This window comes from Candidatus Regiella insecticola LSR1, assembly GCF_000143625.1.
Classification (GTDB): Bacteria; Pseudomonadota; Gammaproteobacteria; order Enterobacterales; family Enterobacteriaceae; genus Regiella; species Regiella insecticola.
The window spans coordinates 22,278-39,356 of the sequence record NZ_GL379591.1 but is presented as its reverse complement, the minus strand read 5'-3'; the positions used below and the strand labels follow the sequence as shown (position 1 = coordinate 39,356).

The following is a 17,079-nucleotide window of genomic DNA, read 5'->3' as shown; positions in this document are numbered from 1 at the left end:
ACGGCTTTGTTGTCTGCGGGTGCTCGCCGAATCACGTAGTTGTCTACGCTCACCGGTCGGTCGCCCTGGCCGCCTTGCCGTAACTCGAAATTCATTGGGTATAATGTCGCTGACGTTTTTGATTGGAGTGCGATTAATGAAAAGATATGGGTTTATAGTATCTGGTCTGATTACATTGACATTGATAGGGTGTTCATGGCAGCAAGATACTGATCATCATCAAAATGTTTCGCATCCTCCCGTTACTATCAAACCGCTAAAACCCTCCATATCAGAATCAGAGACTGAGACAGCGCCTCCCCCGGAGGTGGAAAAGGTGCCGCCATTGCCAAAAATGCGCGTGTTCAATTGGGCGGCCAGTATCGAACCTCTGGTTGATAATATGTTGAATGTGAATAATGTCGTGGCAGGCAGTGTATTGTTGTTAGATAGTGTAAAAAATAGTACCAACGGGCAATTGCAGAGTGCAAAGGCGACCGAAGCACTGTACCAAAAACTGGCTTCAAACAAAAAATTTGTGCTAATTTCAGCGAATCAATTGGCAGCAGCTAAGAAAAAGCTCGGATTATCAGAAAATGATAGTTTGGGCTCACGTACTAAGGCCATTGGTTTGGCGCGTTCTGTCGGTGCTCAATATGTACTTTATAGTGATATCAAAGGAAATGTAAAAGCTCCGACCATCGATATACAATTGATGCTGGTAGAAACCGGTGAAATTCTTTGGTCAGGTGAGGGCGTTATCGGGCATTAATGCATTTTAAATGGGGAGGATTATTTTGATAGTACCTAAGAAAAAAATAGTCATTATTGGTGGAGGGGCAGGAGGATTAGAATTGGCTACCCGTTTAGGTCATAAACTGGGGCGTAGCAAAAAAGCACAAATTATTTTGGTTGATCGTAATCCAAGTCACTTGTGGAAACCTTTGCTACATGAAGTGGCAACGGGCTCTTTGGACGATGGTGTTGATGCCCTGAGTTACCTAGCACATGCTCGTAACCACTATTTCAATTTTCAATTTGGATCTTTAACCGATATTGATCGGGAGCAGTGCAATATTACATTAGCGGATATTTGTGACGCCCAAGGTGATGTTCTCGTGGGTGAGCGAAAATTATCCTATGATATTTTAGTGATGGCATTGGGGAGTGTATCCAATGATTTTGCTACGCCAGGGGTGAAAGAGCATTGTATTTTTCTTGATAATTCACAACAAGCGCATCATTTTCATAGCCAAATGTTAAATTTGTTTTTGAAATATTCAGCAACAAAGGCGAAAAAAGAAAAAGTTAATATCACTATTGTTGGAGGGGGGGCTACCGGGGTTGAGTTGTCGGCAGAATTACATAATGCGGTAAAACAGTTAACCAGTTATGGATTTGAAGGTTTGGATCACCAAGCGCTGAATGTTACTTTGGTTGAGGCCGGTGAGCGTATTTTACCTGTTTTGCCTCCCCGTATTTCTTTGTCCGCACAGCAAGAATTGGTTAAATTGGGAGTGAATGTATTAACCCAAACGAGGGTTACCCGTGCTGATAGAGAGGGTTTGTACACCGAAGATAATCAATTAATTAAAGGTGATCTCATGGTTTGGGCGGCCGGTATTAAAGCGCCGGATTTTATGAAAGAGATTGCAGGGTTGGAAACAAATCGCATTAATCAGCTGGTTGTTGAACCGACGTTACAAACGACCCGTGACGCCAATATTTTTGCTATTGGCGATTGTGCGTCTTGCCCACAGCCAACCGGTGTGTTTGTGCCTCCTCGGGCTCAATCTGCCCACCAGATGGCGAGTCACTGTTATCGTAATATTTTAGCTTTGTTAGCGGAGCGGGGATTAAAGCCTTATATATATAAAGATCATGGCTCTTTAGTGTCGTTATCCAAATTTACCACTATCGGTAGCTTGATGGGTAATTTGCTGCGAGGTTCAATGATGATAGAGGGGCGGTTAGCGCGTATTTTTTATATTTCTCTTTATCGTATGCATCAAGTTGCCTTGCATGGTTATATTCAGACCAGTTTGATGATGCTGGTGGGGGGGATTAATCGGGTTATTCGTCCTCGTTTAAAATTACATTAATTTTTATAAATGAGGCATTTTAAAAAACAAATTAATTATTTTTATTGTTATTATATTTTTGTATATTATTGTTATAATTGTTTTACTTCAACAGGGCATGATTTATACCCAATGAATTTCGAGTTACGGCAAGGCGGCGAGCAATCGAATCGGTACATGACAGAGGATGAGTGAACGCTGCCAACGCTCCGCACTTGAAAGGCGAAGGGTATAAATGCGTTAATTTAAAACGGGTTATCTCGTGATAAAATCAATGTTATTAGGTGTAGGTATTGTTGTTGCTGTGGGTATAGCTGCTGTTGCGAGTATGAGCCTTTTCTCAAAAGATCCGCTTTATGCAACAGCTTTTATGAGGTAGTGAACGATTCCAGCCCAACGGCTGCTAGGCCGCAATGGATTGAGCTTGCCGCATTCTAAAGCAAGTACATTGACTTGCTTGGGGCTGGTACTGGCAGCTCTTATCCGCTAAATTTTTTATAAAATCCTCCCCGATTTCTTTCCGTAGGAAGCAGAAGACGAGGGCAGTGCCCGATAACATTCATGTTGTTCCTGCTTTAATTTTTCATTGATGTCTGAATATTTTTTCAGGCGCTTATCGAAAAAGAAGTGACGCACGATGTAATTTTCAACGTTATACAACGTGTGAGACTTACCGCAATTAGCTTGTAGTATAGCTGAATCATTTTAATTTGATTCTGTGTTGTCGTCGCTTGCCGTACTATTTGTACTGTCTGTGCTCCTCTCCCTGTTAAAATTATCATGGTATTGGATATCGATTTATTTATTCAGATATTACTTTTTATTAATAAAAATAACATATTCGTCTATTGTACAGATGTCACTGATTATATTTAATATTAAAATATAAAATAATAGAATAACGATAAAAAATAATTATTATTATGTTTTATAAAAATATTAATTAATGGTTGGCAGGTTTTTTATATTAACTAAGGACTATGAATAAAAAAACAAAAAAATGTCAATATATTTGATAGTAAAAACTAATATTTATGTATAAATTATAGCAAGAGGTGAGGAGTATGATTAATGATTTTCAGGATGCTATTACAAAATTATGTCAGCGCTTTTCATTGGAAAAACCTAAAAATAATGAAGGGATTTTTAGTTTAAAAGTTGGCGAACAAGGGATCCATATTACCGAATATCCAAAAAATAAAATCTTAATGTTTGCTCATATTGAACAAGCTAAAATTGACTGTCATGCTACATTGTTTCAGAAAAATATGTTCAGCGAAGTATTACTGAAACCTATTTTAAGTCAAGAAGATAATACTAATGATTGGGTATTATGGAACCGACAAGATCTTCATGAAAGTAGCATAGAAACATTGTATCAACAGCTTGAATTATTAAGTTATTCTAGTGATGAACTTTTAATGGGGAGTACTATGACACAAAAAGAAAAATCTTCTAAGGGAGCGCTAATGGATATTAGACATTGCTACAAAAATTAGTTACGAGTCGGATATCATTATTAATAATATTTTTTAATTATAATATTATGGAGAAGAAATATGACAGCAATTAGTGCAAATATAGCAACATCTGTTGCAAGTGCAGTTATCGGAAATAAAATCAATGAGACTATTAATAGCATTGCTGGAAAAGAGGTTACTCATTTAGAGGAGAATAGCAATGCATCTCGTATAATGAATACTGTTCTAAATATTAGCGATAATCTTATAAAAATAACGGGTGGTTTTTTAGAGAGAGCAGGGATGAAATTATTCAATCATCTTGAGAAAGTAGTAGTGCCACAAGTTATCCAATTTTTTATTAATTGGATCTTTGGTGGCGGCACTTCTAGCGATTAATAGGTTTATTGTAAAATATAAAAATTAAATAACTTATTATTTTTATAGTATTCAGGGATAAATTAATAAATAAATGGAATTTAACATTTAATATGAGCGTGTTTAGTAGAGAGCACGCTCATATTTTATTTTTTGCAATTAATTTATAACAATTTAATCGTAATCACGTGACTTTAATATACGTTGCTGCTCCTCTTTTTCAGCAATCACGGCGTTAATTTCGTCCATCAGCCCCTCGACATCAGCGGTGGGAGTGCTATCGACAAAATAACCTGTTAGTTGAGTTTCGGGGTATAACTTTCCATCTTGATATAATGCCCACATTTCTTTGGCATCTTGCCGAGCAAGCAGTTGGGGTGCAAACTGGCCATAGAAACGTGTTAAATTATTAACATCCCTTTCTAGCATGGATTTGGCGTGATTATTAGCAGCTGCATTCACTACCTGAGGTAAATCAATAATCACTGGCCCATTAGCGTCAACCAACACATTAAATTCAGATAAATCACCATGAATCAATCCAGCACATAACATGCGGACTACTGATTGAAGTATCATTTGGTAGTCAACTATCGCTTCTTCCTCGGTCAGCGAAACATCACTCAACCGTGGTGCGGCTAATCCGGGGTTTCATCAGTAATGAGTTCCATCAATAAAACGCCATCAGTGCAACCATAGGGTTGAGGAACCCGCACACCGGAATTGGCTAATACGTAAAGTGCATCGACTTCAGCTGTTTGCCAAATTTTCTCTTGTTGCTTACGGCCAAATTTAGAACCTTTCGCCATTGCGCGCGCACTACGGCTATTACGTACTTTACGTCCTTCTTTATATTGCACCGCTTGCTTGAAGCTACGGTCTTCTGCTTCTTTGCCGCTTTTTAATTGGCGGATGACTTCATCAACCAAGCCATCATCAACCAGAGGTTGGATTCGTTTTGGAATTTTCATGGCGCCCTTATGCCTTATTGAAATGATTTTGGTTGAATTTTGCTTAAAATTTGTTCGAAATCCTCTTTAGTGTCGCTCAAATGATGATAAATAGGCGAAAAAACACAGGGACTCTTTTATAGAATATCAGGCTGCACATGAATACGTTGAGCCTTTTTTGCCTTAGAGTTAGTTCTAAATCTCTTGTGTTCGCTGATACTTTGTCAAAATGATCATTAAATTGAGTGCTAGCGGGGATTATAAATCTAAATGATTATTGATGTCATACTGCTGATCTCACTAACAGCAAAGGCAATTATCGTAATGCAAGTAGAGTAAAGCTATTGTTGATGTTATTGTTAAAATTCTTCGTCATAGGCAGGCGCGCAAAAAAATCACTGATATATACCCTTCACCTTTGAAGCCGCCGTGTTGTTGGCTGCGGGCGTGAGACCGAATCACGTAGTATGTCACACTCATCGGTCTCACATCCTGGCCGCGACGCTGCAACTTGAAGGACTGTGGTTATAGTCGGCGGTATTATTGGTTAGTCGTGGAGTAGGGATATCATGGAACAGCAATTACAAAATTTAACACTAAAGCGCGGATTAAAAAATAGGCATATTCAACTTATAGCTTTGGGGGGCGCTGTCGGTAGCGGATTATTTCTTGGTATTACACAAACCATTATGATGACGGGGCCTTCAGTGATTTTGGGTTATGCCATAGGTGGATTGATTGCTTTTTTGATTATGCGCCAATTAGGCGAAATGGTCGTTGACGAACCGGTATCTGGATCATTTAGCTATTTTGCTTACAAATATTGGGGCAATTTTGCTGGTTTTTTATCAGGATGGAATTATTGGGTCATGTTTATCTTGGTGGGTATGGCTGAATTGACCGCGGTTGGGATGTATATCCAATATTGGTGGCCTGAAATACCGACTTGGGTGTCTGTCGCTGTATTTTTCATTCTGATTAATGCTATTAATTTAATCAGTGTACGTTTGTATGGTGAAACGGAATTTTGGTTTGCTCTCATTAAGATAGTGGCTATCCTTGGTATGATTTTTTTTGGCGGTTATTTATTAGCGTCAGGAAAGGGAGGCGCGATGGCATCTATCACTAATTTATGGGATCAGGGCGGGTTTATGCCACATGGTATCAATGGATTTGTGATGTCGATGGCTATTATTATGTTTTCTTTTGGTGGTTTAGAACTCGTTGGTATTACTGCTGCAGAAGCAGAGAATCCTGGTATTAGTATTCCTAAAGCAACTAATCAAGTGGTTTACCGTATTCTTGTTTTTTACATTGGTTCATTAACTGTGCTGCTATCACTTTATCCTTGGAGTAGTGTGGCTGAGGGAGCTAGCCCTTTCGTGATGATATTTCATTCATTAGATAGTTATTGGGTGGCGACAGTATTGAATATGGTTGTTTTGACCGCAGCGTTATCGGTTTATAACAGCGGTGTTTACTGCAATAGTCGAATGTTGTTTAGCCTTGCTTTACGAGGCGATGCACCCAGAGCTTTAGCTAAGTTGAATAAGCGAGGCGTCCCTGTTTTATCCGTTTTTTTTTCAGCTTTGATTACCTCCGTTTGTGTGTTAATTAATTATATATTTCCAAGCGAAGCATTCATATTGCTAATATCTTTAGTGGTGTCGACGTTAGTGGTTAACTGGGTGATGATTTGTTTGGCGCATCTGAAGTTCCGCCAAGCGAAAATGCGTGAAGGAATAGAGCCTAGTTTTAAAGCGATTTTGTACCCTTACGGTAATTATTTCTGTTTTTTTTTTAGCATTGATTTTGATGATTATGTACGCTACCGAAAATATTCGTATTTCAGTATTGTTGATACCATTATGGCTAGCTGTACTGTGGGGTTGCTTTTTACTGACAAGAAGAAAGTACAATAAAGCTTTATCCGTTAATAAAAAATCTGATTTGGCATAGTGTAAAGCTTTTTCTATTTAGTAATATCTAGAGCTTAATATTGCTACTGGGCTCTTTAGTCATTAAACCTCTTTCGAAACCTATTGCGTGACACGGATCCTGCGTTGCCCGGTGTGCGCAATCTTCATGTACTTATGGCAACGAAGGTTGCTGTGCGCCGGGCGCCTTGACTTTGCATAACGAACTGCGGTTTCGAAAGAGGTCTATTATTTTTTGTTGTTTATACATGATTAAAATTGCCAGCGTATCCAAGTAAACAAAACATTTCCTTCGTTATAAGGCGATGGAAGATAAGTGCTCTGCAATACAATTCTATTATATTCAATAGAAAAAAGAGGTAATGCTAGTGGTAATGGCAGATAATGGTATTCATGTCGAGCGGTAATGCTGGCAGTGAATCCGATACCAAAACGCCACTGATTTCTTTTCTTTGGTATCCACATTTTCTGGTAACCATAGCCGACAATAGGTTGAGGCTTAGTATGTGAATCCATAAAAATCATGGCATATAAGGCATGCCAGTTATCATTTTGATCATAACGATACTTGCCATAGCCAATCCCCCATGCTCTTTCATTATAATTGCTAATTTTTTCTTTATCATAGGCCCAACGGTTGTGCCAGGCGTTTAGAGGGATATAAAGTTCATTATCAGGTGCATTCCAGGTTAAAGCGATGTTATTTTTTAGCTTTTGCCATGGAGTTTTTTTATTGATTGTTGGATCTGTTATGTCTGTATTGCTATAAACAGGATAGCTAGCGCTTAATATCAGTGCTGTAAAAAACAGAGTGCGTGTTACTAAGTAGCTAAAATCCATTATGTATATCTCTCTACTGAGAATGTAAGATAAAATCAGCTTATCCTTGCATTTATTTTAATAATAAAATAAACATGATTTTTACTATTTTTATAAAATGGCAATTTCGGTGTTGATTTTTTTTATTAACATTCAAGGTAAAGTATAGTCAGTATAATAATATTTTAAGAAATTAAGTTTTTTGTCGTTCTATACCAGAGTGCTCGTTAGTGTATTTCATACAGTGAAAAACCACGAATAGAATCGAATATAATAATTAGCTTGATTATTAGGTTATATTAAATATATTTTAAATAAATAGATTTGATATTAAATTTTAACGAATTTGATTATATTTTTTGTGGGTTGGGTATCAAATATGTGCAATGTGAATAATGATGGTTAAAATTGCTTGCCAACCTATTCAGAGTGTGTAATAACCAGTATGGGTAAAACGAGGTACCGTTCTGTCTATACCCTCCGCCTAGAGGCAACTCCAAAGGCGAAGGGTATATGTGCGGCATTATGAGTCAAGAAGTTTTGAATAAAGACGTTATCGTTGAATCTGCTTCTCTGCTGATTTTTATCTTAGTGCCTCAAACAGTAACGACTGAAGTTTGTCTATAATAGTAGTGCCTACGGGCAAGTTAAACAATGCAAAGGAAATATTTAAGATGTCTAAGATAAAAGGTTCAGTTAAGTGGTTCAATGAGGCTAAAGGTTTTGGTTTTATTACTCCGGATGACAAGAGTAAAGATGTGTTTGTACACTTTTCAGCTATTCAAGGGGATGGGTTTAAAACCTTAGGTGAAGGCCAACAGGTAGAATTTGACATTGAAGAGGGAAAAAAAGGGCCAGCAGCAATTAATGTTGTGACCCTTTAGCTGATCAACACTTAAAAGCAAAAAACCCGTCGCAAGACGGGTTTTTTGCTTTTAAGTGTTGACGAATATTAATGACATTGAACTTTAATGGCTAGGCCTCCACGGGAGGTTTCACGGTATTTCGCGTTCATATCTTTGCCCGTTTCAAACATAGTTTCGATCACTTGGTCGAGTGATACGCGCGGTTTGTTGGTACGATGCATTGCCATACGTGCAGAATTAATGGCTTTTACTGCCGCAATGGCATTACGCTCAATACAGGGTACTTGAACCTGTCCGGCGACCGGATCACAAGTGAGGCCGAGATTATGTTCCATGCCAATTTCAGCGGCGATACACACTTGCTCGGGGCTAGCCCCCATCAATTCAGCCAGCCCGGCGGCGGCCATTGAACAAGCAACGCCGACTTCACCTTGGCAACCGACTTCTGCTCCTGAGATCGAGGCATTAGTTTTATATAAGATACCAATCGCCCCGGCGGTAAGAAAATAACGGATAAAAAGTGATTGTTCGCCTGTTTTGTCTGCTTTGTCTGGTACAGGTTCAACAAAGCGATCATAGTAAGCTAATACGGCAGGGATAATGCCGCAAGCGCCATTGGTTGGTGCTGTCACCACACGCCTCCCAGCAGCATTCTCCTCGTTGACCGCCAAAGCAAACATATTTATCCAATCAATAATATCCATTGGATCGGTGGAATTTTTATTGGAAGACATTAGTTTACGATGCAATGTTGCAGCACGGCGGGGTAACCGTAACGGGCCTGGTAATATTCCTTCAGTACTGATCCCCTGTTTAATGCAGTCACTCATCGTTTGCCAAATTTTAGTAAAATAGGTTTTAACGTCGGCTGCGCTGTGCATTGCTAGCTCATTTTGTATTACCATTTTAGATATCGAGGTACCATTCTCTTCACAATTAGCTAAAATTTCTTTAGCGCTGTAGAAAGGATAAGGTACCGTTAGCGCATTAACTTCTGTTTTGCCAAAATGTTCTTGATCAACAATAAATCCACCGCCGATAGAATAGTATGTTTTGCTATACACTTTTTTCTCATTTTCTTCTTTTGTATCGTCAAAGGCGTGGATTTGCATGCCATTTTCATGTAAAGGCAGATTTTTGTCATGATGGAAAATGATGCCATTTTTACTTGAAAAATGAACTTGATGTAGAACTTTGTGACCGTTATTTTCTCCGCCTAACGTCAGACATTGGTTCAGCGCCACCTCTTCGAGAGTTTTCGGGATGCTTTTAATATCAACAGTGTCAGGCATATTGCCTGCCAATCCCATAATAATCGCTTTATCAGTATGATGACCCTTGCCGGTTAACGACAGTGAACCATACACCTCGACACTGACTCGTGTTACTGTCGAAATTAGCTCCTTCCTGATCAGATCGTCTACAAACTGTTGACCGGCCTTCATTGGCCCCACGGTGTGCGAGCTAGACGGGCCAATGCCGATCTTAAACATGTCGAAAACGCTAATCATATAAACTCCCTAGAAATAGTGATGATAAAAAAATGCACAGGGTATTATCGGTTATTGATGGCGAATTGCTAGATCCTATTCGAGATCTCTTGTGTATCGCTGATACTTTAAGATTTCTTGCATAACTTACTGCGTGTTTTTCATCAATTGAGCGCAGCTCAAAGAAGATTTCGAATAAGTTTCTTAGAGACAACAATAACGAGAATAGACCTCTTCGGAAACTATCATTTATCTAATTTCCATATTATAAATTGCAGCAATCAGATTAAATCTTAATCCAAAACGTTTTCGCCTGTTTCGATAACGGTCTGATACAATTTTAAATCTTTTAATCATACCAATGACATGTTCGTTTAATACACGCTGGCTTGATAACGCACGATTGTTGCGTTTATCTTCTTTTGTTAAGGGATTTTTCTTTGTCTTTTTCTTAGGCAACGCCGAGTTTGAATGAATCTTGCCAAGCCCTTGGTAACCTGTATCGGTAACTGTTTTGATGTCAGGATGTATTCGCACACCAGACTCCTTAAACAACCTAAAATCATGGCGCCTCCCATTCGTAAAGCTTGTACAGATGACTGCTTTACTTTTTTTATCAACGAGCACTTGTGTTTTTAAGGTGTGTCGTTTCTTTTTTCCTGAGTAAAACGGCTTTTGTTTTTTTGGGGACGTTCAATCGGCGTTTCTGTGGCATCAATAAGAACCAGCTCATACTCCCTATCCCTTTTTAATACAGCTTTGCGTCCAGGTAGGGCAAAATCAGGATGCTTTATTAGCGTATTCTCTATCCATTTAATCGTTTCATAGCATGTGCTCTCACTCACGCCATAGCTTTGGCTGACATGAAAATAAGTGCGATATTCTCGTATATACTCCAGTGCCATTAATAAGCGCTCTTCTAAACCCCGCTTGGGTTTCCGACCTCCTTTCCCTTGCTTACTCTTATCTGCTTCATTCAATATCTTTATCATCTTTTCAAATGTACTGCGTTTAACACCCGTTAAGCGACGAAATTTTTCCTCTTCCAGTACTTTTATTACTTCATATTTCATGGCGGCTCCTTGTTCAGGAGTGTTTTACCAAAATTCTTATATGAATGCTAGTTTCCGAAGAGGTCTAATGTAATGTTACTTATTTTAGCCTATCGATAGGGTAATGATGAGGTGATTTATTACTGTCATTTTTAAAAATGGCAATAAAATGATTCAGACGTTTGGGTAGGGGTGAGGTAGTGTTTGAAAATTACAGCGATTGAGCGTTTTATTTGTTATTTTTTTCTCGTTTCAGCCCCTCCCTCAAGAAGGTTTAAAATAAGATTTTAACGGGTGATAATTTTTGTTTTGTATAACGATATTGGGTAAGAAAGCAAAGCTTGAAAAAGGAATTCTATCCCCCAATTAAGTTAGGCCATGGTTATTGTTGCTTATCTCAAGTAGAATTGGTTATCAATGACAGTGACGCTAAAAAATTCTATCAGGAGAGGGTAATGTCATATAGTCGTGCAGATCAGGTATCAACTATGGCGCTAGTGCCGATGGTGGTAGAGCAAACATCGCGTGGGGAACGTGCTTACGATATTTATTCTCGTTTGTTAAAAGAACGTGTGATTTTTCTGACGGGTCAGGTTGAAGATCATATGGCCAATCTTATCGTGGCTCAGATGCTATTCTTAGAGGCAGAAAATCCAGATAAAGATATTTCTCTTTATATCAATTCTCCAGGTGGAGTCATTACTGCTGGGATGTCTATTTATGACACTATGCAGTTTATCAAACCGGACGTCATTACCCTATGTATTGGACAAGCGTGCTCAATGGGCGCTTTCTTGTTAACGGCAGGGACAAAAGGCAAGCGTTTTTGTTTGCCTAATTCGCGTGTAATGATTCATCAGCCATTGGGCGGTTACCAAGGACAGGTGAGTGACATCGAAATTCATAGCAAAGAAATCAGAAACGTGAAAAATCGTATGAATACACTCATGGCGAAACACACGGGTAAGGCGCTTGAAGAGATAGAAAAAGACACAGAAAGAGACTATTTTTTATCGGCAGAAGAATCAGTAAACTACGGTTTAGTCGACCAAGTATTATGTACTCGGGAAACAGTGTCTAATCTTGATGAAAAAGCGGATAAGAAAAGTAAAAAAAGTACAAAATAACCATTTTATTATTTAGTGTTTGGTACCGCTGGTGGCTACTCACTTGTTGTCGATTATAGCGTCATATACCCTTCGTCTTTGAAGTTGCCTTCGGGCTGCCAGGGCGACCGACCGATGAGCGTAGACATACCATGAGGGCGAGAGCTGGCAGCCAACAACGCGGCGGCTTCAAAAGCGAAGGGTATAAATCAGGATTGATTACAGGGATCCGATATACTGTCATATAGGCTCTAAGAATCGGTACTGTTTTTTGTGATAAACCGTAGTTAGTGGCGGGAGTGCAGCAACCGCAGCGTGCACAAAGTACATGAGGATGGTGAGCACAGCGTAACGTAGAATTCACGCCACGCAGTAGGTTGTGAAAGAAGTCTAATACAGAAATTTAAAGAAGAGGTCTATTGATGACGGATAAGAGCAAAAAGAATTCTGAAAAGCCGCTATATTGCTCTTTCTGCGGCAAAAGCCAAAGTGAAGTGGGTAAGTTGATTGCTGGGCCCGCGGTATATGTTTGTAATGAATGCGTTGAACTGTGTAATGACATTATTCGCGAAGAAATCAAAGATGTTTCTCAGCACAGAGAGCGAAGTGCTTTACCGACACCCCATGAAATTCGTCATCATCTCGATGATTATGTTATCGGGCAAGAACAGGCGAAAAAAGCGTTGGCGGTAGCAGTGTATAACCATTATAAACGTTTGTGTAACGGTGACAGTAATAATGGTGTTGAATTAGGAAAAAGTAATATTTTACTGATTGGTCCAACAGGCAGTGGTAAAACGCTGTTAGCAGAAACCTTAGCGCGGTTTCTGGATGTGCCCTTTACTATGGCAGATGCGACCACATTAACTGAAGCGGGTTACGTCGGTGAAGATGTAGAAAATATCATACAAAAATTGTTGCAAAAATGTGATTATAATGTAGAAAAGGCGCAGAGAGGGATTGTCTACATTGATGAAATTGATAAAATTTCGCGGAAATCAGAAAACCCATCCATAACCCGTGACGTTTCTGGGGAAGGGGTACAGCAGGCGTTATTAAAACTCATCGAAGGAACCATCGCCGCAGTGCCGCCGCAGGGGGGGCGTAAGCATCCTCAGCAGGAGTTTCTACAGGTTGATACCTCGAAAATTCTTTTTATCTGTGGTGGCGCTTTTGCTGGATTAGATAAAGTGATTAGCCAGCGTTTGAATACAGGCACGGGTATTGGTTTTGGCGCGATTGTAAAAAGTGTCTGTGAAAAACCCAGTGAAGGTGAATTATTACGCCAGGCAGAACCTGAAGATTTGATTAAATTTGGTTTAATTCCTGAATTCATAGGACGGTTGCCGGTTGTAACAACGCTGACTGAACTGAATCAAGAGGCTTTAATTAAAATTTTAAAAGAACCGAAGAATGCGCTGACTAAACAATATCAAGCCCTGTTTAATTTAGAGAGTGTTGAATTGGAGTTCACTGAGGAAGCGCTGACCGCGATTGCTAAAAAAGCAATGGCACGTAAGACCGGTGCCCGTGGTTTACGTTCTATTGTTGAGGCAGCCTTATTGGATACGATGTACGATTTACCGTCAATGGAAAAAGTGGATAAAGTTGTGGTGGATGAATCGGCTATCGATGGCCAATCTGCCCCTTTACTCGTCTACAAAAAGAGTGAAGCTCAGGCCATTGGAGAATAACTCTGATTAAATTAAGAAGTGAATATACCCTTTGTCTTTGAAGTTGCCTTCGGCTGCCAGGGCGTGAGACCCGATGAGCGTGGACAGACTATGTGATTCGGGCGATGGCTGGCAGCCAACAACGCGGCGGCTTCAAAGGAGAATGGTATATAACTAAGCGCCTGTTCGAAATTCCTTGTTCTCGCTGATACTTCATCAATTGAGTGTCGCTCAAGAGGATTTGGAACAGGCTCTTAGGGGGAAATTTCGTCCCCTATTTTTTCCTCGCATTGTTATTGTTGAATCTCAGACTTTTGTCCCCATATATCCACAATCTATAATAGTGAAATCCGTGACAATCTGTACTTTATCCAATACACACCGTAAAACTATAAATCATTTTAATTTGATTCAAGGCGGAGGATCGCAGACAGTACAAATAAATAGTACGGCAAGCGACGACAACACTTAAATAAAGTTAAAATGATTTGGCTATAAGGTTTTTTGGAGCGGGGAAGATGTGAAAAGATTCCATTATAAGTCAGGCAGAAAGCTAACCTAAGAGAGAGTTCTATGAACCTTAAGCGTTCTGAACGTATAGAAATCCCAGTATTACCATTGCGTGATGTGGTTGTTTACCCGCACATGGTGATCCCCCTGTTTGTTGGCCGGGAAAAATCTATTCGAGGCCTGGAAGCCGCAATGGAACATGATAAAAAAATCATCTTAGTTGCGCAAAAAGACCCGGCAAAAGATGATCCTGCTCCAGAAGATTTATTTTCTGTTGGTACTATTGCTTCGATTCTACAAATGCTGAAATTGCCGGATGGCACAGTAAAAGTACTGGTAGAAGGATTAAGGCGCGCGAAGATTGATACCCTTTTAGATGATGGTGAATGTTTCGCGGCTGTGACTCGACATATCGAATTGCCAGTAATGGATGAGCGGAAGCAAGAATCGTTAGTGCGTGGCGCAATTCATCAGTTTGAATGTTGTATAAAACTTAATAAAAAAATCCCCCCGGAAGTATTGATATCTTTAAACAAGATTGAAGATGCAGCCTGTCTTGCTGATACCATTGCTGCACATATGCCATTGAAATTATCTGATAAACAGGAGGTTCTTGAAATGCCTTCTGTGACTGATCGGTTAGAGTATTTGCTGCAGAAGATGGATAAAGAAATTGATGTGTTAAAAATGGAAACCAATATCCGTAAACGCGTAAAAAAACAAATGGAAAAAAGCCAGCGCGAATACTATCTCAACGAGCAAATGAAAGCCATCCAGAAAGAGCTAGGAGAGATGGACGATACGCCCGATGAAAACGAAATGCTAAAGCGTAAAATTGAAGCAGTAAAAATGCCGAAAGAAGCGCGTGAAAAAACTGAAGCTGAATTGAAAAAATTGAAAATGATGTCGCCTATGGCGGCAGAAGCCACCGTAGTACGGAGCTACATTGATTGGATGTTGCAAGTACCCTGGAACGGACGCAGTAAAGTTAAAAAAGATTTAGTTAAAGCACAACAGGTACTGGACACTGAGCATTACGGTTTAGAGCGTGTGAAAGAGCGTATTCTTGAATATCTTGCCGTACAAAGCCGTGTTAATAAAATCAAAGGGCCGATTCTCTGCTTAGTTGGCCCCCCTGGCGTCGGAAAAACGTCATTGGGTCAATCTATTGCCCGAGCCACAGGTCGTCAGTATGTTCGTATGGCGCTGGGTGGTGTACGTGATGAAGCTGAAATTCGTGGCCATCGCCGTACTTACATTGGTTCTATGCCAGGTAAGCTGATTCAAAAAATGGCTAAAGTTAATGTAAAAAATCCGCTCTTTCTATTGGATGAAATCGATAAAATGGCTGCTGATATGCGGGGCGATCCGGCTTCTGCATTATTAGAGGTGCTTGACCCCGAACAAAATGTGGCTTTCAATGATCATTATCTTGAAGTTGATTATGATTTATCTGATGTTATGTTTGTCGCTACCTCTAATTCAATGAATATTCCGGCTCCGTTGCTAGATCGCATGGAAGTGATCCGTTTATCTGGTTATACCGAAGACGAAAAACTGAATATCGCTAAACAACATTTACTGCCAAAACAGTTTGATCGCAATGCTGTCAAAAAAAATGAACTTACTATTCAAGACAGCGCTATTATCAATATTATCCGCTATTACACCCGAGAAGCAGGTGTACGGAGCCTGGAACGTGAAATATCTAAACTCTGTCGCAAAGCAGTAAAAAATTTGTTAATGGATAAAGCCATTAAAAATATTGAAATTAATGGCGACAATTTGAAAACATTTTTGGGTGTACAAAAAGTAGATTATGGTCGTGCTGATACTGAAAATCGAGTTGGGCAGGTCACTGGCTTGGCCTGGACTGAAGTCGGGGGTGATCTGCTGACCATTGAAACAGCCAGTGTCCCAGGTAAAGGTAAACTGAGTTATACCGGTTCATTGGGTGAGGTGATGCAGGAATCTATTCAGGCTGCATTAACGGTGGTACGTGCACGCGCAGAAAGATTAGGTATCCAGGCTGATTTTCACGAAAAGCGTGATATTCATGTGCATGTGCCAGAAGGTGCAACACCCAAAGATGGCCCCAGTGCTGGTATTGCCATGTGTACAGCATTGGTATCTTGTTTGACAGGTAATCCAGTACGTGCTGATGTTGCAATGACCGGTGAAATCACATTACGCGGCTTGGTGTTGCCTATCGGTGGTTTAAAAGAAAAATTATTGGCGGCACATCGTGGTGGCATTAAGATTGTATTGATCCCTGATGAAAATAAACGTGATTTAGAAGAGATCCCGGATAATGTTATCGCTGATCTCACTATCCATCCCGTGAAAGGTATTGAGGATGTTCTTTCTTTTGCCTTGGAGCAGCCTCCCTTTGGCGCTGAGCTAAAATCCTAAAAACGGATGGTGAATGCCTTGCAGTATACCCCAGGGCGGGATTCCACTTTGTATTTTTTGTCATCAATAAGATTGATATTTAAGCATTTCGCAGACGAAATTTTCTTATTTGTTTAATTAATATACACAAATTGTGTGTTTTATAATCTAAAGTTGATTGATTAATGAGTTGGATCCCGCCCTGCAGACAACAAAGCCATAACTTGAAAGGCGAAGGGTATATTGATAAAAAAGAGGATGGTAAGTTAGTACTTGCCAGCCATTTTTTGATGCTTAAAATTTGTTTGAAATTTTCTTTAATAGAGCAAAAAAATTTCGCATAAGCTCTAAGATTTTTAATATAAATTACAGCGGAGTATCATCACC

The 17,079-nt window shown here is 39.6% G+C and carries 12 protein-coding genes and 2 pseudogenes; 10 read left to right on the top strand and 4 right to left on the bottom strand.

Going from position 1 to position 17,079, the window contains the following annotated elements:
• Window positions 1-136: 136 nt before the first annotated feature.
• From lpoB to REG_RS04780, 4 genes are all read left to right on the top strand, one after another.
• On the top strand, window positions 137-751 hold the full coding sequence (gene lpoB / locus REG_RS04795; protein WP_039907393.1) for a penicillin-binding protein activator LpoB: 615 nt from the start codon (window positions 137-139) through the stop codon (window positions 749-751).
• Between the two features lie 25 nt (window positions 752-776).
• Window positions 777-2,081, top strand: coding sequence for an NAD(P)/FAD-dependent oxidoreductase (locus tag REG_RS04790; protein WP_087943392.1), 1,305 nt, complete (start codon window positions 777-779; stop codon window positions 2,079-2,081).
• 1,043 nt (window positions 2,082-3,124) lie between these two features.
• Window positions 3,125-3,559: a CesT family type III secretion system chaperone gene (locus REG_RS04785; protein ID WP_039907391.1), complete on the top strand. Its 435-nt coding sequence runs from the start codon at window positions 3,125-3,127 to the stop codon at window positions 3,557-3,559.
• Window positions 3,560-3,619: 60 nt separating this feature from the next.
• On the top strand, window positions 3,620-3,919 hold the full coding sequence (locus REG_RS04780) for a hypothetical protein (protein ID WP_006704688.1): 300 nt from the start codon (window positions 3,620-3,622) through the stop codon (window positions 3,917-3,919).
• Between the two features lie 153 nt (window positions 3,920-4,072).
• On the opposite strand, the pseudogene REG_RS04775 reads toward REG_RS04780, so the two are convergent.
• A pseudogene (locus REG_RS04775) lies at window positions 4,073-4,869 on the bottom strand (PA4780 family RIO1-like protein kinase).
• 548 nt (window positions 4,870-5,417) lie between these two features.
• Here REG_RS04775 and REG_RS04770 point away from each other — a divergent pair.
• Window positions 5,418-6,807 (top strand): annotated as a pseudogene (locus tag REG_RS04770) (amino acid permease).
• A gap of 230 nt (window positions 6,808-7,037) precedes the next feature.
• Here REG_RS04770 and pagP read toward each other — a convergent pair.
• Entirely contained in the window at window positions 7,038-7,625 is a 588-nt protein-coding gene (pagP, locus tag REG_RS04765) for a lipid IV(A) palmitoyltransferase PagP (RefSeq protein ID WP_006704686.1), read from the bottom strand.
• A gap of 653 nt (window positions 7,626-8,278) precedes the next feature.
• Between pagP and cspE the strand changes: the two genes are divergently transcribed.
• Window positions 8,279-8,488, top strand: a complete 210-nt coding sequence (gene cspE, locus REG_RS04760) for a transcription antiterminator/RNA stability regulator CspE (RefSeq protein ID WP_039907389.1) — start codon at window positions 8,279-8,281, stop codon at window positions 8,486-8,488.
• 68 nt (window positions 8,489-8,556) lie between these two features.
• Here the strand turns inward: cspE and REG_RS04755 are convergent, their stop codons facing one another.
• Both REG_RS04755 and REG_RS12000 read right to left on the bottom strand, forming a co-directional pair.
• Window positions 8,557-9,981: an L-serine ammonia-lyase gene (locus REG_RS04755; RefSeq protein ID WP_006704684.1), complete on the bottom strand. Its 1,425-nt coding sequence runs from the start codon at window positions 9,979-9,981 to the stop codon at window positions 8,557-8,559.
• Window positions 9,982-10,209: 228 nt separating this feature from the next.
• Window positions 10,210-11,033 (bottom strand): IS5-like element ISRein1 family transposase gene (locus tag REG_RS12000; RefSeq protein WP_260200023.1). Its coding sequence is split into 2 segments (ribosomal slippage): window positions 10,210-10,646 and window positions 10,646-11,033, totalling 825 coding nucleotides; the frame shifts between segments, so codons are not numbered across the junction.
• 434 nt (window positions 11,034-11,467) lie between these two features.
• Here REG_RS12000 and clpP point away from each other — a divergent pair.
• From clpP to REG_RS13190, 4 genes are all read left to right on the top strand, one after another.
• On the top strand, window positions 11,468-12,139 hold the full coding sequence (gene clpP / locus REG_RS04740; protein WP_050749323.1) for an ATP-dependent Clp endopeptidase proteolytic subunit ClpP: 672 nt from the start codon (window positions 11,468-11,470) through the stop codon (window positions 12,137-12,139).
• Between the two features lie 401 nt (window positions 12,140-12,540).
• Entirely contained in the window at window positions 12,541-13,812 is a 1,272-nt protein-coding gene (gene clpX / locus REG_RS04735; RefSeq protein ID WP_006704682.1) for an ATP-dependent protease ATP-binding subunit ClpX, read from the top strand.
• Window positions 13,813-14,364: 552 nt separating this feature from the next.
• Window positions 14,365-16,713, top strand: a complete 2,349-nt coding sequence (gene lon / locus REG_RS04730; RefSeq protein WP_006704681.1) for an endopeptidase La — start codon at window positions 14,365-14,367, stop codon at window positions 16,711-16,713.
• Between the two features lie 164 nt (window positions 16,714-16,877).
• Window positions 16,878-17,036, top strand: coding sequence for a hypothetical protein (locus tag REG_RS13190; protein WP_176603436.1), 159 nt, complete (start codon window positions 16,878-16,880; stop codon window positions 17,034-17,036).
• Window positions 17,037-17,079 lie beyond the last annotated feature (43 nt).